The 17,854-nt window shown below is 53.6% G+C and carries 15 protein-coding genes; 7 read left to right on the top strand and 8 right to left on the bottom strand.

The annotated features are described in order from the left end of the window. Positions 1 to 223 precede the first annotated feature (223 nt). Positions 224 to 808, bottom strand: coding sequence for an antiterminator LoaP (loaP, locus tag MKX70_RS26985; RefSeq protein WP_042135864.1), 585 nt, complete (start codon positions 806 to 808; stop codon positions 224 to 226). A gap of 276 nt (positions 809 to 1,084) precedes the next feature. Between loaP and MKX70_RS26990 the strand changes: the two genes are divergently transcribed. After that, complete coding sequence (locus MKX70_RS26990) at positions 1,085 to 1,447, top strand: DUF3221 domain-containing protein (RefSeq protein ID WP_340841233.1); 363 nt, start codon at positions 1,085 to 1,087, stop codon at positions 1,445 to 1,447. A 252-nt stretch (positions 1,448 to 1,699) separates the two neighbouring features. Here the strand turns inward: MKX70_RS26990 and MKX70_RS26995 are convergent, their stop codons facing one another. Further along, entirely contained in the window at positions 1,700 to 4,351 is a 2,652-nt protein-coding gene (locus MKX70_RS26995) for an adenosylcobalamin-dependent ribonucleoside-diphosphate reductase (protein ID WP_340841234.1), read from the bottom strand. Between the two features lie 550 nt (positions 4,352 to 4,901). Here MKX70_RS26995 and MKX70_RS27000 point away from each other — a divergent pair. The 3 genes from MKX70_RS27000 (at position 4,902) to MKX70_RS27010 (ending at position 8,984) form a co-directional block, all read left to right on the top strand. Beyond that, on the top strand, positions 4,902 to 6,647 hold the full coding sequence (locus MKX70_RS27000; protein ID WP_042135858.1) for a DEAD/DEAH box helicase: 1,746 nt from the start codon (positions 4,902 to 4,904) through the stop codon (positions 6,645 to 6,647). Next, positions 6,647 to 7,723: a YqhG family protein gene (locus MKX70_RS27005; protein WP_340841235.1), complete on the top strand. Its 1,077-nt coding sequence runs from the start codon at positions 6,647 to 6,649 to the stop codon at positions 7,721 to 7,723. The genes MKX70_RS27000 and MKX70_RS27005 overlap by 1 nt, the downstream gene beginning before the upstream one ends. A gap of 193 nt (positions 7,724 to 7,916) precedes the next feature. Further along, a complete protein-coding gene (locus MKX70_RS27010) occupies positions 7,917 to 8,984 on the top strand; it encodes a hypothetical protein (protein WP_340841236.1) in 1,068 nt (355 codons plus the stop codon). Positions 8,985 to 9,113: 129 nt separating this feature from the next. On the opposite strand, the gene MKX70_RS27015 is transcribed toward MKX70_RS27010, so the two are convergent. Next, entirely contained in the window at positions 9,114 to 9,302 is a 189-nt protein-coding gene (locus MKX70_RS27015) for a YqzE family protein (RefSeq protein ID WP_042135853.1), read from the bottom strand. A gap of 195 nt (positions 9,303 to 9,497) precedes the next feature. Here MKX70_RS27015 and MKX70_RS27020 point away from each other — a divergent pair, with 195 nt between their 5' ends. Beyond that, positions 9,498 to 10,295: an N-acetylmuramoyl-L-alanine amidase family protein gene (locus MKX70_RS27020; protein ID WP_063779793.1), complete on the top strand. Its 798-nt coding sequence runs from the start codon at positions 9,498 to 9,500 to the stop codon at positions 10,293 to 10,295. On the opposite strand, the gene MKX70_RS27025 is transcribed toward MKX70_RS27020, so the two are convergent. The 3 genes from MKX70_RS27025 to MKX70_RS27035 all read right to left on the bottom strand — a co-directional run bounded on the left by MKX70_RS27025 (position 10,282) and on the right by MKX70_RS27035 (position 13,424). Continuing rightward, the gene (locus MKX70_RS27025; protein ID WP_336101926.1) at positions 10,282 to 11,229 is read right to left on the bottom strand and encodes a divergent polysaccharide deacetylase family protein; all 948 of its coding nucleotides are present in this window, start codon (positions 11,227 to 11,229) and stop codon (positions 10,282 to 10,284) included. The two genes, MKX70_RS27020 and MKX70_RS27025, sit on opposite strands and share 14 nt — an antisense overlap. Before the next feature lie 130 nt (positions 11,230 to 11,359). Continuing rightward, positions 11,360 to 12,454 carry a glycerol dehydrogenase gene (locus tag MKX70_RS27030; RefSeq protein ID WP_076244301.1) on the bottom strand — a complete coding sequence of 365 codons (1,095 nt, stop codon included), beginning with the start codon at positions 12,452 to 12,454 and terminating at the stop codon, positions 11,360 to 11,362. Positions 12,455 to 12,983: 529 nt separating this feature from the next. Further along, a complete protein-coding gene (locus tag MKX70_RS27035; RefSeq protein ID WP_042135848.1) occupies positions 12,984 to 13,424 on the bottom strand; it encodes a MerR family transcriptional regulator in 441 nt (146 codons plus the stop codon). A gap of 159 nt (positions 13,425 to 13,583) precedes the next feature. Between MKX70_RS27035 and MKX70_RS27040 the strand changes: the two genes are divergently transcribed. After that, on the top strand, positions 13,584 to 14,444 hold the full coding sequence (locus MKX70_RS27040) for an SDR family NAD(P)-dependent oxidoreductase (protein ID WP_340841238.1): 861 nt from the start codon (positions 13,584 to 13,586) through the stop codon (positions 14,442 to 14,444). 203 nt (positions 14,445 to 14,647) lie between these two features. On the opposite strand, the gene MKX70_RS27045 is transcribed toward MKX70_RS27040, so the two are convergent. Further along, positions 14,648 to 15,580: a hypothetical protein gene (locus MKX70_RS27045; protein ID WP_336101924.1), complete on the bottom strand. Its 933-nt coding sequence runs from the start codon at positions 15,578 to 15,580 to the stop codon at positions 14,648 to 14,650. 125 nt (positions 15,581 to 15,705) lie between these two features. On the opposite strand from MKX70_RS27045, the gene MKX70_RS27050 reads away from it, so the two are divergent. Then, positions 15,706 to 16,035: an HIT family protein gene (locus tag MKX70_RS27050; protein WP_340841240.1), complete on the top strand. Its 330-nt coding sequence runs from the start codon at positions 15,706 to 15,708 to the stop codon at positions 16,033 to 16,035. Positions 16,036 to 16,038: 3 nt separating this feature from the next. Here the strand turns inward: MKX70_RS27050 and uidA are convergent, their stop codons facing one another. Further along, positions 16,039 to 17,829, bottom strand: a complete 1,791-nt coding sequence (gene uidA / locus MKX70_RS27055) for a beta-glucuronidase (RefSeq protein WP_340841241.1) — start codon at positions 17,827 to 17,829, stop codon at positions 16,039 to 16,041. Between the last annotated feature and the right edge of the window lie 25 nt (positions 17,830 to 17,854).

Below are 17,854 nucleotides of genomic sequence, written 5' to 3' on the forward strand. Positions count from 1 at the left end.
GGACGATACTGCCGCATTCCCCTTTCCCGGACAAAATAAAAAGACCGGACACAGGTGTGTCTAGTCTTTATATATGTATTGAAATTTGGAATTCATAATGTCGACAGCTTCGCCCTTTCATGCTTCCTTCCGGAAGGCACTACCATTTCTATCCTATATCCATCGGTTGCCATATAACGTGCCGAAACATCGGTTATACAGCTTCCGGTTTCATTAGCTAAAGTTATTCCTGTACAAGATTCGTTTCCGGCTCCAAAAGGATAATTCCTAAATCGATCGTTCTCCCGCCGCCCAACAACTGAAGACTGACCTTCGCGCGCCTTTTGCGTTTGTCAACTTTGGTGACGAGCTCCTCTTTTCCAGTTAAGGGGCCCGACACGACATTCATACGGGAGTTCTCAAAATACACCCTAGAATTCTCCGCCACATCGTCATGATCGAGCAGCCCCAATATAGGACTAATCTCATCTTCCGGTATTTGCTTAAAATACTGCTCCTCAGAGTTCTCCAAATCATTCATAGCTTGGTGCTTATAGATAAGATCCTTGCGGCTGCAGTAGTTTAATAACCGGTAGACATGGGGGTTCTTCTGAAGGATATAATAGGTAGAGTAATTCATTTGAGTCTGGATGAACACATAGCCCGGAAATAACAATCTTTCAATTAAATCATATTGACCGGCTCTTCTTTCCGAAATTTGCTTCTTGGGAACGACGCAGCGGAGCATCTCTCCGGAAAATAGCCGCTGCAGAGATGACTTCACACGGTCTTCGCAGCCGTTTCGAACGAATAATACGTACCAGCTCATAATATCCCCCAATAGTAAAAGATTAGAGACAGGCGGACCTTCCGATGAATGAATGCCCGAACTTGTTATAATCAACATATTAGAAAAGAAATTATATAATTGCTATTTTACTCATTATATACCAAAGGTTAGGAGTCTTCAACGATCAGTTACTAGAATCATTGCGCTATTTCTAATTCTTCATTTATTTGCAGCATTTGCTTCTGAACATTCTGATGTTAACAGAAATCCAGTATATATCCCTCATCAAATGTCATAAATTAAAAGGAGAAATCAATGGTCCAAAAAAACACTATCTTTAAAAATACTATCCTTAATAAAATTCCTATCTTAATTTTCATTTGTTTGTTCTTGCTTACTTCTTGTAATAAGGATGCTGAAGTATTTATTGGAACTGTACACACAATAGATATAGAAAATAAAAGACTGCTAGTTATATCTGGCTTAAAAGAAGAGGATTTGAAGAAGAGTTACAAAGAACTTCTCAATTCTAGTGAATACGCTAAGATCATTTGGGTGAGTAAAGTTTCTCCCTCTAAATTCAAACAAGGGGATGAGCTTGAAATAACCTATACTGCAAGTGATGATTCTTATCCGGCACAAGTAACCGCCCAAAAAATCACTAAAATTAGTAATTGATTCAATAAATAAAATCTAGCAGATCAAAGCATCGTTTCTAATAAGAAGCGGTGCTTTTTTGATGTGAGACTAAAGCTACTCACAACCACTATTAGTATTTCGAGAAAGCTGCTCCACACAAAAATTCCCGATGAGGGAATTGCCTCACCGGGAATTTTTTAAAATATTTCTCTAGTTTAAAGCACTTGGCAGAATCCGTTGCGAAAGTACTCATTTTAATGAGTCAGTCTTATCATCATGCCAATAATCTACTCACCCGCACCGGCTATACCCGCAATTCCCGCAAGTCTTACATCCCTCAATATTAATCAGCGATGCGCTTCCGCAGGAAGGGCAGAGATCCCGCGAAGCAGTCGCATGGCTATGCGCACCATGGCCCCCGTGCCCATCATCAGTAGCCGTAGCTGGAACACTTGATTTCAGCTCGGCGTTCAGCGCTTCATTGAAATCAAGCTCCAGTGTAGCTGCGATAGGTGCAGGCACATGATCGTCATGGGCGTTGTTCAGCACATGGGTTTCCAGCGCCTTGGCTACAGCGTCGGCGATGGACTCGACGCGGTTCGCACCGAAGCCGATGGCGCCGGAGCCGCCGATGCCTTTGAGATGCTTAATCAGCAGCTCGACCTTCTCGCCGTGGTCGCCGTAACGCAGGAACAGCGAGCAGACGCGGCCCAGTGCTTCCGCCATAGCGAACACGTCGGAGCCGGCTTTGCCGACGTTCAGGAAGATTTCGGCCGGTGTGCGGTCGAGATCATTGATGGTGATATACGCCATACCGAATGGCGTGTTGATCTTATAAGTAGCGCCGCGCAGCACCTGCGGGCGTTTCTTGTATTGTTTGTCCACTACATTAGCCGCAGGCTGCGGTGCAGGTGCTGCTGCAACTGTGACCGGAGCCGGAGCAGCTTCAGCTTCCACTGGCTCAGCTTCAGCAGTCTCAACTGCCGCCGGAGCGTCTTTCTTTTCTTCCTTCTTAGTCGTTTCCAATACCTGTACGTCACGGCTGCCGTCACGGTAGATCGTTACACCTTTGCAGCCCAGGTCGAAGGCCATTTCGTACAGCTCGGCAGTCTCTTCTACGGTGAAGTCGGACGGGCAGTTCGCCGTCTTGGAGATTGAGCTATCCACCCAGCGCTGAATGGCAGCCTGTGCACGGATATGATCCTTAGCGGACAGATCCATCGAAGTAACGAAGTATTCAGGGAGCTCTTCACCCGGATGGGCTTCCAGCCATTCCTGGGCAATCGGCACGAACTGCTCGTCATAGCCCAGACGGCTCTGGCGGTAATATTTGAATGCGAAATAAGGCTCGATACCGGTCGAAGTGCCGACCATGGTTCCAGTACTACCTGTAGGTGCCTGGGTAATCACTGTAACGTTGCGCATGCCGTGCTTACGGATGGATTCGCCGACTTCCGGATAGACCTCGGTGATATTACGCATGAAGCCGCTCTGCAGATATTTATCGGTATCAAAAGCCTGGAAAGAACCCTTCTCGCCAGCGATCTCAGCAGAAGCCAGATAAGCTTCGCGCGCCATGAAGCCGTAGAGCTTGTCCAGGAACTCCAGGGATTCCGGGCTGCCGTAACGGATATTCAGCTTGATCATCAGCTCAGCCAATCCCATTGTGCCGAGTCCTACGCGGCGTTCGAGCTTCTGATTGGCTTCATTTTCCGGGAAATGATACGGTGTCTTGTCGATGACATTGTCCAGGAAACGCACGGAATAGCGGGTCGTTGTCGCCAGATCTGCCCAGTCCACGTCGTGATTCTCCGCATCGTAGAACTTGGAGAGGTTGACGGCCGACAGATTGCACACGCCCCAGCCCGGCAGACCCTGCTCACCGCATGGATTGGTGCAGATGATCGGGTTGAAATACCAGCTGTTGGACATCTGGTTGTAATATTCCATGAACACTACACCCGGCTCAGCCGACTTCCAGGCCGATTCGATAATCGTATGCCACACATCGCGTGCTCTTACGGTACGGTAAGGAATGACGCGGCGGCCGTCTGCCTTCCATTTATCCAGATCGCCGTCCCAGATTGTATCGTAATCCGGATCGGTGGTATCCGGGAAGACCAGCTCCCAGTCCAGATCCTCCTTGACGGCTTTCATGAAGGCATTGCTCACGCATACCGACAGGTTGGCATTGGTTACCTGACCCATCGTCTGCTTCACGGTAATGAAGTCCACCACATCCGGATGCCAGTCATTAATCATCAGCATCAGCGCGCCGCGGCGGCTTCCGCCTTGCTCAATCAGTCCGGTCGTATAGCTGAAAAGACCGCCCCAGGACACTGAGCCGCTGGATGATCCGTTCACGCCTCTTACAATCGCGCGGCGCGGGCGCAGCGAGGATAAGTTAATACCTACACCGCCGCCGCGGGCCATAATCTCGGTCATTTCGGAGAGCGTCTGCATGATGCCCCCGCGGCTGTCTTTCGGGGAAGGAACAACATAACAGTTGAACAGCGTAAGCTCCTCGCTTGCTCCGGCACCTGCCGCAATCCGACCGCCCGGTACCAGCTTCCAGTCATCAAGAATAGAGCGGAACTTGCCTGTCCACTCTTCCTGAAGCTCGGGAGTCTGCTCTACGGAAGCCATGGCTGCCGCAAGACGGTCCCACATTTCCTCCGGGGTCTTCTCAATATTCAGTGTCAGCTTCTCCACATCCGATTGCACGAGTTCACCGCTGCGGGTCTTCACCGTAACAATCCGGCCTGTGCGCTCAACAATCTCGCCAACCTCCTTGGTTGGAAATTTCGGATCATCCTTCGTCAGGACAAGCACCACATCGCCTACCTTGGCATTATTGCTGTCCGCGTCCTTCCAGGCATAACGGTCCAAAAATATTTTCTCACTCAGCCCCTCAAGACGCTGCTTGCGTTCCACTGTACTCAATAGAAAAACCTCCCGGATGATTGATAGGTAATACTTCCGTTCCTTGGTGTGGGCTTAGACTTTTTGTAACCCACAACAAGAACTTCCAGCGGCAGGGTAGCCGCAGCCTGCATGTACAGCGGAAGTTCCTCTTGTCAATAACAAATAACCGCAAAAACCCGCGAATAATCAAATTTTCAAGCTTTTGTAACAATATATTGTATACATCAGCTTTTCAACTATACCACATATTGTATCAGAGTTCTTTTTCCAAAAAAGCGGCCCATGGCGGGAATTTCGGAAAAACGGTAAAAGATAGTGGATTTTCTCCCTCTTTCTCGCTTTTTTACAGGTTCCAGATTGATAAGCTTCCGGGCCCGGAAGACAGATTCCGCCACGGATATTCAAGATCCGCGGAAGCCGCCGCAGCACCAGCAGCAGTACCGCTGCAAGGCTCCGCAATATTACTCCACGGCAGCAGCCGGAGGATAGCAGGTTATGAAATCTCTCTTTTACGCGCATACTACTGCTACGCATTTCGATATGAAACCGCGCCGGAGGAGGCTGCAACATGACGCAATTATTCCGCAATTCCTTGCCGCAAGGGGGAAGTACGCCTGCCCCGCTGCTGCCTGTTCCTCTGTCCTTTGAGCGTAACTGGCTGCAGGACCTGGAGTCGAAGCTCGATAAAGGCGGACCCTGGGGAGACTGGAGATTATCCCGGCTGGCCATACAAGGAGAGCAATCGGGACTCGTTACGAGCTTCGATGAGCTGCAGTGTCTGAAGCATCTGTCCGGGTTATCCCCGCTCCCCCACCAGCTGGATACCGCCCATAAGGTGCTGTTTGAAATGTCAGGCCGGGCCATTCTGGCAGACGAAGTAGGGCTAGGCAAGACGATAGAAGCCGGACTGATCCTCAAGGAATATCTGGTGCGCGGGCTCGTAAGTAAAGTTCTGATCCTTGTCCCTGCGTCTCTGGTCCTGCAGTGGGTGCGCGAGCTGAACAGTAAATTCGGTATTTCAGCCGTGGCACAGAAGAAAGCTTACTCCTGGGGCAACGACATTGTTGTCGCCTCCATGGATACGGCGAAGCGTGATCCGCACAAGGAGATGCTGCTGAGCCAGGAATTCGACATGCTGATTATCGACGAGGCCCATAAGCTGAAGAATAAGAAATCAACAAACTATCTGTTCGTACAGCAGCTGCGCAAGAAGTACTGCCTGCTGCTCACCGCCACTCCCGTGCAGAATGATCTCGGCGAGCTGTTCAATCTGATCACATTACTGAAGCCGGGACAGCTCGGGAATCAGGGGGATTTTGCCACCAATTTCGTGGTCGATAAACGCCAGCCGAAGAACGAAGTCCAGCTGAGGGGCGAGCTCTCCAAGGTGATGATCCGCAACCGCCGCGGCGAGGGTCCCGTGAACTTCACGAAGCGCAAAGTGCGCAATATCCCGCTTACCCTCTCTTTAGAGGAGAAAGAATTATATGACGGCGTCACCGCCTTTGTCAAAGACCAATATCAGGAAGCGGGCGGCAATCTCAGCAGCATGCTCTCCCTGGTTACGCTCCAGCGCGAGGTATGCAGCAGCCGGGATGCGGTGTTCGTCACGCTTGTGAATCTGATCAAGAAGCTTCCGGCGGATTCACCGAAACGTGAGCGCATGATGGGGCTGCTCCAGACGATTCGTACTGTTAAGACGAATACCAAAGCGGAGAAGACGATGGAGCTGATCCGCCAAATGAATGAGAAGGTCATCGTCTTCACCGAATACCGCGCGACCCAGGAATATCTGCTGCAATATTTCCGTGAGCATGGACTGCAGTGTGTCACTTACTCCGGCGGGATGAACCGCGGCAAAAAGGACTGGATGATGGACCTCTTCCGCGGGCGCGCCCAGGTAATGATTGCTACGGAAGCAGGCGGCGAAGGGATCAATCTGCAGTTCTGCCACCATATGATCAACTTCGACCTCCCCTGGAACCCCATGCGCGTAGAGCAGCGGATCGGCCGGGTACACCGGCTTGGCCAGGAGAATGATGTAGTCATCTACAATCTCTCTACCGAAGGCACGATCGAGGAGCATATTCTTCATCTGCTGCATGAAAAAATCAATATGTTCGAGATGGTCATCGGCGGGCTGGATGTTATTCTGGAACGCTTCGAGAAGAAGGAGTCGCTTGAGAAAAGCTTATATAAAATCGTCCTCGAAGCCCGCAGCGACGAGGAGCTGCGCAGCGAGCTGGATCAGATCGGCGATTCACTCAGCGAGCTGACCCATGCCAATCTGGATGAAAGCGAGGTGGCTCCTTAATGCTGACCCCTGTGGAAGTACGTAAACAGGTCATGGATTACCTGGAAGCGACAGAGTGTACGATTCTCGAATCCTCTCCGCTGCATGTGACGGTGAAGCTCTCGCCGCGCGCGGACCGGATGCTGACGGACCGTCCTTATTACTGGGGATTCGTGGAGCGCACCGGCGTAGATCCGGAGACCCTGTCCTTCAGCTTCGTCTTCGATCCGGAGAAGTACGATGAACTGGCCGCGCAGGCAGCTGCGCCTGCGGCCCGTCCGCGCGGCGGGGCGGTCCGCCCGGCGGCAGGACCTCTGCCGGGCGGCATCGGCGCGGCGGGTGCTGCGGATGCTGAGGCAGGCGCGGAGCCTGGCGCCGCACCGGCAGCTGCACCCGGAGGCGTTGTGCCGCCCGGGGTCTCCGCTGATCCGGAGGACAGCATCCTCGCCCGGTACTTCGGCATCGTCCCGCAGCTGCCGCGCATCGGGCCGGGCATGATCCGCCGCGAGGATGTGACCTACGGCAGCAAGCGCCTGCGGCAGATCTGGTCAGCGGCACGGGATGAGGGCAAATGCCTGCAGCTGTTCGAGGACCCGGGACTCCGGCAGCGGACCACGCTGTTCTCAGCCGCCTACGAGCCTTGGCTTGCCGTCTGCTATAAGGTGGAGATGACCTGTGATCTTAAGCGTGAAGAGCTGCATTTCATCGCGGTGTCACTGACCTCCGGGCTGATTGTTCCGGACTTCGAGGCCCGGCTGGCTTCGCGGGAGCTTACGCCAAGGCTGCCGGAGAATATCCACATCCAGCCTTCCGAGCTGTCCGTTACTGCCGGAGCCGACAGGCTGGAGGGATATCTGACCTCGAAGCTGGCTCTGCTGGATTACACCTGGGCCGAGGAAGCCCGCGAACGCCTGCGTCTAGAGCTGAGCATCGTGGATATCTATTATGAGGAGCTGCTGAAGGAGCAGGATGAGGAGAAACGCCTCGGCATAGAGGAGCAATACAACCGCCGCCGCAAAGAGACCACCTGGCAGTATGAGCCGCAGATTGCAGTTTCTGCCGTAACGTACGGGCTGTTTCACCTGCGCAGCACATAGAATGCGACCCGGCTCGCTAAAAGCAAACAAAAAAACAGCGGAATTCCTGCAGGCTGCCGCGACAGTAAGCAACAGCCTTTTCAAGGCTTGTCCCCTACAATTAAAAGTATGAAGCAGAACCTCCCGGGCTCCGGCTTGCCGGACCCGGTAATTCTTGCGATTAACCTTTGGAACAGGAAAGGTGAACGATAACATGAAAATCAAAGCGAAGCAGAAGGGGCCGCTAGGGCGGCGTACCCGCCTGCTCCTCTGTCTGACTCTCGGGCTGACTCTGTTCGCCGCGAGCGCCTCCCCGCCTCCGGCGCTCGCGTCTATAGGCAGCCGGGCCACTGTCACACAAGCCGTCCTGCAGGAGCTGCTGCCCGGACTTGTGATGACACAGGCGCCCGCATCTGAAAGCTTGCAGGATTTCACCCGTCTCACAATTAGCCAATTGTCGGCGGATGCTCCGTTTAAGGAATGGAAGAATGCCGGAACTGAGGTCTATCCACTCGGGCCGGGCACACGCAGCTGGCTGGTCAATGTGATGAACGGGGAGCAGCGGATCGGATATCTCATTATTTCTGCTGCGGACGGGGGCAAATATCTGCTGAGTGAATACGGAGCCGGTACCTATGGTCTCCCTTATAGTATGAGTGATCTGCGCCAGTATCTGGTGCAGGAAGGACTGATTACCTCCTCTTATTCAGGTAAAATAGAACTATCGGCGCTGTACGCTCCGCTGCTGCCGGTCTGGAAGCTCACGCTTGCGGACAAGACGCTGTATCTCAATGCCTCAGTACTGCAGGTACTGCCTTGGAGCCTTAGCCAGGCAAACCGTATCCTGGACGGCCAGCTTGATGCTAATGCCCTGGTGGTGTACACCGGGTCTGGACAACAAGTCCGCGCTCCCTTGCCCGCTCTGCTTAGCAGCGGTCAGGATGACCCGTATGCAGATTTACAGTGGCTGACCGCTCCTGAACTGAAGAATATCAGCGAAGCCAGCTTAAATACTTTGCTTAAAAACCGGGGCAGCCTTGCCTTCCAGTCGACAGGACGCAATGATGCCTTGGGTGCTCCGTTCATGATTACAGGCTGCCAGAGCTGGCTTACGGCCTCTGCCGGAAGTAATGGGGGTGCTGAACCGGCAGTTATATACGCCGCTGCCGGTCCAGGGGCGAAACGGTACCTCCCGCTCACGGCCCTTCAGAAGTACGGAACCTTCCACAAGCCGCCGCTGCCGCTATCAGGAGGAACGACGCTCGGAGCGGCGCCACATTAATACTGAAGGTTTCAGCGATAATCCTATATACAGCTGTACATGCCAAACAGCCTTCCCTTCAGCCGTGTCAAGCGGCTTTAAGGGAAGGCTGTTTCGGAATTCGGGGGAGCTGCGGCGCTGCTAGGCTGGCTACTCCCGATCCTTGCGGCTCCATTTGCTGCGCCAGACCGACCAGGCGAGCGGCAGCGTGCCGAACCATTTCTCGGCCCAGGGCTGCTTCTCTGCCTTCCGCCGTGCATGTACGGCGCGCGGGTCCTCCATATATATGACTACTTTCTCCGTAATGTATTTCACCAGATCATCTCCGCTGGATGCCATTACTATCCCTCCCATGCAGGCGCTGGCGGGTCGCCGCCTGCCGCCCTGCCTTTTCTCCATGACTTTAGTGTGCTCCAAATCCCCGCTCTCTAAACCGGAACCGCTAACCTTCGTATAGGTTTGGCTGTTAAGGCACAATCTAACAGAGATTCCACCAAAGATACTGATGATGATTCCGGCAGGGAGGTTATTCACTTGAGAATTTCGGAACATTTACAAGAAGATCATACAGGAGGGGCCAGCCGTCTTGGGCAACATTTCCGGCTAGGGCGTGGGCTGCGGAGGATACTGGCTTCGATAGCGGTGCTGACTCTGCTGACAGCTGGACATGCAGGGACCATCCTGGCCGCCACACCGGGAGTAAACCACTTAACCGACAACCCGTCAGACCGCCAGCATATGCTCGGTCATGACCAGCGGATCATTCTGATTGATGCCGGACACGGAGGGATTGACGGCGGAACCTCACACGGCACCATCCTGGAGAAGGATATTACTCTGGCGATCTCACGCCGGCTGTTTCTCCTGCTGCGCAGTGACGGCTTCGATGCCATATTGAACCGGACCGGCGATTATGCGCCGAGCGATGAGAATCTCTGGCTGCGCAGTAAATCCCGGCACCTGCGTGATCTGGCCCAGCGCAAGGAACTGGCCGAAACGCTGCCGGCGAATGTCGTGGTCAGCATTCATATCAATTGGGCAAAGTCACCCTCCAAGCATGGTCCGCTTGTCTTGTACCGCCAGGAAGGGCGCAGCTTCCTGCTGGCCAGATTGATTCAGGATCAGCTGAACGGGCTGTATGGAATGAAGAATGACCCCAGACAAGGCAAACCCTTCTACCTGCTCAACAAAATAACCGCCACAACGGTTATCGTCGAGGCGGGATTTGTAAGCAGTCCGGCGGACCGCGAGAAACTGTGCACCCCGAAGGGTCAGGAAGAGATTGCCGAGGCGGTTGCCAACGGAATTGCGGCGTACCTTATGGAAGTGTGACCTGCGAATTCCATTTCCACTCTTCCCGGACAAGCTCGGAGATTCCGATAAACTCAACGCTGTCCTTCATTCCGGCAATGCCGCTGCGGATGCCCGCTGCGGTTTCTTTGCCTTGAATGCCGACATGGCCAATCGTCACGCAGTATCTCTGGCTCAGGGCCCGCTCCTGGACCAGCTTCATCTGCTTAACCACATGGCCGGCAGAATGCACGTCGTCCAGGAAAATGTGGTTCTCCACTGGCGGGAGTCCCAGCTCCCGGGCCATTTTACCGGCAACAGAGCGATAATTGGTATGGCTGTCTACGAAGAAAAGGCCGCGCTCCTTGCAGACCGCGAGCACAATACCCATCACCCGCTCGTCACCGGTCACCTTGGAGCCCATATGGTTGTTAATGCCAATCGCATAAGGAACATTCTCAAGCGCCGCCTCCACCCGCTGGCGGACTTCTGCATCACTCATCCTGGTCAGCACCGCTCCCGGTCCAAGCCATTCCGGCTTGCCCTGGCGCGGCTCCATCGGCAGATGAACCAGGACATCGAAGCCAAGCTCATGCGCACGGCGTGCATCCTGCTCGCTCGAGGGCAGGAATGGCATCACCGCAACGGTAATCTTGACCGGCAGCTTGAACATCTCCTCCGTGCCCCGCATGTTGTTGCCGAAATCATCGACAATGATGGCCACCCGGTTGGGCAACTTCTTATTCTCCGCCTGCCGGTCAACTGAACCGCTGTTTCCGCTGCTGTCTGCATGCGTATCAGTTACCGGACGGAGCGTGGAGACTGCAGCTTCAAGGTTACGGGCAGAGTGCCCACCAGGTTGCGATGCGGCAGATACGGACTGAGGCGCTGACGGAATCAGCGTGGTCATCAGAACAACTACGGCGGCCAAAGGATAGAGAATGATGTGCTTTACGCTGTGCTTGCTTTTCTCCAAAATGGAACACCTCCTTCGTGATTCAACAATTGTTCTCATTGTTTGGCTCACGGAGGATAAATATGTACGCTGAAGTTACGCAATAATTAACAAGGCTTAAACTAACTCCCCAAAACATATAAATTATCTTTTAAGAAACCTTTGCCCCGCGGCGGTCGGCTTCAAGAATCGCCTCCAGCACCTGCTGCGGTGTCACGGCAAACGGCATGTTGGCCATCGGACTGCCCTCGCTGCAGCTCGCCTCAGCGGCATAGAGCAGCCGGTCCTGTGCAACACCCGCTAACCTTAGCTCCGCCAGCGTAACAGGCAGACCTGCCCCCCGGCAGAAATCCACCGCCCCGGTAATCTCGGCTTCCGCTGCTCCTTCAAGGATCAGCTGCACCAGTGTGGTGAACGCCACTTTCTCCCCGTGAAGCACGGTCCGGCATTCCTCAAGCAGCGTCAGCCCGTTATGAATGGCATGGGCCGCTGCCAGTCCGCCGCTCTCAAAGCCGATGCCGCTGAGATATATATTGGCTTCGACAATATGTTCAACTGCGGCTGTCGCGCGTCCGTCAGCTGCATCCTGCAGCGCCTGCGCGCCGTCGGCGAGCAGCGTATCCAGACATGTACGGGCCAGTGCCAGGGCCGCGAGAGTGCCTGTCCCTCCTGCGCTGGTAACTGCTCCGGATCTGCTGCAGGCTCTTGCTTCGTAATACGTCGACAAGGCATCGCCCATTCCGGCAGCAAGCAGTCTTACCGGAGCTTTGGCGATAATCTCCACATCCGCGACCACGATATCCGGACTGCGGCGCAGCGGCAGATACCGGTCGAATTCGCCCGATTCGCTGTAGAGGACCGACAGGGCGCTGCAAGGCGCATCTGTTGACGCTACGGTCGGCACAAGCATCACCGGGAGCCCGGCGAAATGACTGACGGCTTTTGCCGTATCCAGTGTCTTGCCCCCGCCAATACCCACGATGACATCCACACCGCTGCTACCCAGCTCCGCCACAATCTGGTCCACCTGTACTAGACTGCATTCGCCCTTAAATTCACGCAGCAGCAGCGGAATCTGCTCCGACGCGAAGCCCTTGCTGATCTCTTGTCCGTACAAGGAGAGAATATAGGGATCTACAATGGCATAGGCTCCTCTCGCCCCCATCTGCAGGCAATACACCCCCAGTCTCGTAATCTCCCCGCTGCCCTGAATATATTTTGACGGTGAATAGATGATCTGTGACATGATGAATTCCTCCTGTTCTAATTCTTTTCATTCTAAGGAAGAATATGGAATCCGGCAATGACCAAACTCCGCTGATCCCTATGTTAATTGCAGATACATAAATAGCAGTTATATAAAATGTCAGTCACAGGGCTGCAAAATTAGCAATTGGAAAAACGTATCTTAATTTCGATCTTTTGGACCATCTGAGGCAAGTAAGTGGATAAACGTCATTTAGTCTCATGCATTCCCTCCACGCTGAACGATTTGCCGCATTTTAAGTGCCGGTTTTCCAACTGTTGTCTGGTAAGGGCTCTTCCGGTCATGAGCAAGTGTTGAAAATCCACCTATTTCCTGCTGCCGACTTAGCAAGTCCATACTAATGCTGCTGTTCCCGGCGCTTTAGCCGCTTCATAGGAGTTATACACATTGTTCCATTGTATTATTTCCTGATAGGTGAGTTATCACGTGAAACAGCTGCATGCCTGCGTAATATTAGCAAAAAGCCCCACTCCAAAGTGATTTGGAATGAGGCTGTGCGGTAATAAGGTCAGCGTTTGCGGCGTTCAGGCATTTTGCGGGTATCGCCGGTCAGCTCACATGTCTGCGGTCCAAGATTGCCATGCTCAATCTTAGTGTCAATAAAATCCACAATCTGCTGCAGCGAAGCGATCTGTTCCAGGATCTTCTGTTTATGATTCAGGATCATCTCATGCAGCTCCGGATATTCGGACAGGTCTGAATCAAGAGACAGGTTGAGATATGGCCGCATATCGTCCAGCGACATCCCCGTCTTCTTAAGGCAACTGATCAGCTTCATCATCTCCAGATCCTGATCGCTGTAGATGCGGTGGCTGTTTCCCTTGCGCTGCGCCCGGGGCAGCAGTCCGATCTTCTCGTAATACCGGATGGTATCTTCCGGGATCCCGGTCCGCTCGGCTGTTTCTTTGATCGAATATCCCTGAATGATATTAGCATCAGCCAGACTCATAGGCCCACCTCATTTGAATTGTATGGTCTTCAGTTTATTCTATTGTATAACTTGGAGTCAGCTCCAAGTCAATCGTTAATTTCCGGCCTTGACTTGGAGTCGGCTCCAAGTTATACAATGGGCACCATTCACCATTACATTTCCAAAGGAGCCCTTATTATGACTATACAACAAGCACAACGCACTGCGCTGATCACCGGCGCGAATAATGGAATCGGACTCGCCTTGACCCGCCGAATGCTGAGCGAAGGCTGGGAGATTATCGCGCTCATCCGTTCAGCTTTTCCAGAGGACGATTCCCTTATCCGTGAGGCGCTCAGCAGCAGACAGCTGCGGACGTACAAGGCAGACCTCTCCGATTTCGCCCAGTTGAAGCGTGCCTTGCAGGATATTACAAGCCATGAAAAGCAGATTGATCTGCTGTTCAATAATGCCGGCGGCAGCTTCCCGGAGTTAAGCTTCTCCAGGCAGGGACGTGAGCTGCACTATGAGCTGCAGACGGTTGTCCCGTATATCCTCACGATGGAGCTGAAGCCGCTGATCCTGAAAGGCACACTGCGCACAGTGATTAATACCTCTTCCAACGCTTTTATGATGAAGCGCAAATTCGACCCGGCCGCCCTGGAGCATCCTGCCAAGTTTCAAAAGCTGACCGGTCCTTATGCGGACACCAAGCTTGCCCTATCCTTGTGGACCAGCGAGATTGCCCCGGCGCTTGCGGCGGAAGGCATCCTGATCCGCAGTGCCGATCCAGGCGGCAACAATACGATCCGCGGGGGCAAGAAATCCGGAATTCCTTTTTGGCTGAGACCGGTTATCCGTATGTTCTTCCCGGAACCCACTCATGGAGCTGGCTTGTTATATCAGGCCGCACTCGGCGAGCACAGCCGCAAGCCCGGTGTGTTCCTGATCAAGAATCAGGTGACCCCGCTTAATTTCACAGAGCACAGCAGCTCTATTCTGAAGAACGTCCAGACCATTTATCAGCAGGAGTTCCGCACGGCCGGCAGCAGCTCCTGATTCATTGGGAAGGCTGCACATACCAAAGAGGCTGTCCCATAATCCATAAAACGGATGCTCGGGACAGCCCTCTGTTTTTAAGCAGGATCAACGTGAGCACATAGGCGAACGCTCCGCTTTTTCACCATCAGTCCGTCCTCTCCGCTGTTTAAGCGGAAAAAGCCTCCGGAAGTTTCGTCAGGATCAGCTGCTCTTTCGGTCCCTTAATGCTCAGCTATCCGTCCAAACTCCCGCAGCAGCAGCATATTCTCTATAACAATATGTGCCTTCCACCAGTTCTCGCTGATGGCAAACTCCCGCTCATAACCGGCCCAGGTCCAGGTCAGGTTCCAGACCCCTTCGGGATTTCCGGTCTCCACGATATGATCCAGCTCCTGGTGCATCAGCCCGGCAAGCTCTGCATAACCCGGACTTTGCGGCGACTTCAGGAAAAAGGACGGTCTGCAGCTGTATCCGTTCCATTGCCCCTCATCGCGGCTGATGAGCTGAATGGTCTGCACCTTGACCGCTTCCTTCAAGGAAACGTAGGGGAACTGCTCCTGCAGCTCCGCCCAGGCGATGCATTCCAGCAGCGTGGCAACACATCTCAGCGGATGCATCTCAAGCGCGGGATCTTGCAGGAATAAATCAGTCAATTCACGGGCGATGCCCATCCCCCGTTCATACAGTGCACTGTTCCTGACAGCATACTTCAGGATGAATCCGGCCAATATGGCTGTCGGATTATAGATACTCCGTGCGGTACTGTTCGAATCCGTGTGCCACCAAGGAGCATGCGGGTAATCATTGTTAGAGGCTACCACATTCCTCCAGGTCCGGTCTTCCATGTCCGCACCGCTGTCCAGATACTTCAGAATGCCCTGCACCACCGGATGGCCGCCATTTTCAAATTCCAATTCCAGCAGTCTCTCCACAGCCGTTCCCGCCATGACAGGTGTAGAATCCGGATTCCACGCATCGGCTTCCAGGGCATGTCCGAAGCCCCCGTCTTCATTCTGATAGGCTGATAATGCTTCCAGCACAGGCGGTATTCCGCCTTTTTCAAAGTGAAACTTCCATCTCGCCAGGTCCAGCGGGCGGGCATTGCGGTACATCCATCGCCGTATAACCTCGTAATCCTCCAGCAGCAGCTTCATGAACAATCTCCTTTTGGCAAAATAGTAATGAACCGGCTCTCAGCAAGTGCTATGATTTCATACATATAATTCTAAGAGATTTCCAGTAAAATACAAGAGGACACTCATTGCCAAGGAGGATACATATGACTGAAGATTTCTACTGTGACGAAGTATTAAGCGGCAAAACAGTTGTGCAAAAAGTACTCGAAACGGACAATGTGCTAGCCTACCACCACACCCGGCCCTTTTATCCTGTCCACATTGTGGCTATCCCTAAGCGGCATATCTCCTCGCTTATAACTCTTCAAGACAGTGATAATGACCTGCTGCTTGAGCTTATCGGAGTAATTAAGCAGGTGGCCGCCCAGGTAACCGGGGAGTATGGGGCTTGCAGAGTGAGCACGAACCTTGGAGACTATCAGGATTCGAAGCATCTGCACTGGCATATCAGCTATGGCGAGCCGCTGAGATAAGTCCTACAGCTTCTCCGGATATTCATCCATCTCCCCCCAGCGGCTGCGGAGCATACGGGCGGCGGCTTTGGGTTGGCGCTGGCGGGTGAATACGCCTTTTTTGTTGCCGTTAATTCTAGTGATGCCCTGCTTGGTGGCAAAATCGGCAAAAGCCCAGACATGCTCCCCGATCACGAAATCCAGCCGGTCGAACACATTGTGGTAGCGGGTGAGCAGCTCTTCCTGATACTCCTCGGTGAACATCACCGGAGGGTCCTGATGAAATCCGGCGATGGCATCGGCGCCATATTCGGTCATGATGACCGGCTTGCCGAAATTCCGGTACCAGTTCGTCAGCTCCCATTCCACCTGATGCTCCACCAGCTCCAGGGCACCCGGGTCCTGGTACCAGGAGTAGTAACGGTTCACACAGATGACGTCAAAAAACTGCGCCACCTTGCACTTATCCGGCAGCGGCCATTGGACAATCGTAATCGGACGCTGCGGGTCCAGCCTGCGGGCGGTATCAGCCAGCTGGCGGAAATACGGCACCGCTTCGTCCTGGAAGGTGGCCGCTTCGTTGGCAAGACTCCACATGACTACGGATGGATGGTTCTTGTCGCGGGCAATCAGATCGCGGAGAACATCATGATGATGAGCCAGCGTCTCCTCATTAGCCTGATCCGGTGTATACACCTTGTCGTTATAATTGAAGAAAGTGAAGCCTACAGCCGGCACCTCGCCGATCACCACGATGCCTTCGCGGTCTGCCATATCCAGCAGCTCTTCGGCATACGGATAGTGGGAGGTGCGGAAGGAATTGGCATTAATCCACTTGAGCAGATTGAAGTCCTTCACATTGACCGCATGGTCCAGCCCCTTGCCCCGGATGTCACTGTCCTCATGCTTCCCGAAGCCCTTGAAATAGAACGGCTCGCCGTTGATCAGGAACCGGGTCCCTTCCACCTTAACCGTGCGTATGCCAGTCTGGAGCTGATAATGGTCAGCAAGTTGTCCGTCAGGATGAAGGAGCTCTACGTGAAGTGTATAGAGATACGCGTCCAGCGGCTTCCACAGTCTGGCGCTCTCCACCTGCAAGATGCCTGAGCTTCCCTTCCCGGCGGCAGCTTCCTTGCCGTCCTCGTCCAGCAGCCTGACCCTTACCTCTCCTTCCGGCTGCGAGCAATCCATCGAATATCTGACAAGCCCTGACTCCCCCTGCACATCAGTAGTTACCGTGATATCCTGAATGAACAATCCGGAAGTCCGGTACAGCTTCACAGGCCGGTGTAATCCCGCATAGTTGAAGAAATCATGAAAATATTCCTGCACCCGGTAACCCTCAGGATGCTTCTCATCCTCGAAGGTCTTGATCCGTCCCGGCGGCAGTGTCTGCCAGTTAAGCACATTGTTGACCACGATCGTTACGCGGTTCTCCCGCCCGGGCACTGCAATCCCTGTAATATCCGCTTCAAAAGGCAGGAAGCCTCCTTTGTGGGAGGCCACCTCCACTCCGTTGACCCAGACAACCGCATGATGGCAGGCACTGCCGACCCAGAGCATCATCCGGTCGCCGGACCAGGAACGGGGGACGATGAAGGTCTGCTCATACCACACGTCACCGATGTGGTCGCGCAGCGCCGCATCCTGGGTGATATCGTTGTAGCTGGCCGGAACCGGCATAGGAATGGTATCCTGAAGCGGCTGATTATGCCACTTCTCTTCCCGCCCCCGGTTGCCGGGATCTGCCTTAAAGCGCCAAATGCCGGACAGATCCTTGATTTCGCGCGTCAATGTATCCTTTGGAAACAGCATGGTTTGTCCACTCCGATCTTCTATA

Origin of the sequence: Paenibacillus sp. FSL R7-0312, from assembly GCF_038004445.1 — a bacterium.
Classification (GTDB): domain Bacteria; phylum Bacillota; class Bacilli; order Paenibacillales; family Paenibacillaceae; genus Paenibacillus_AQ.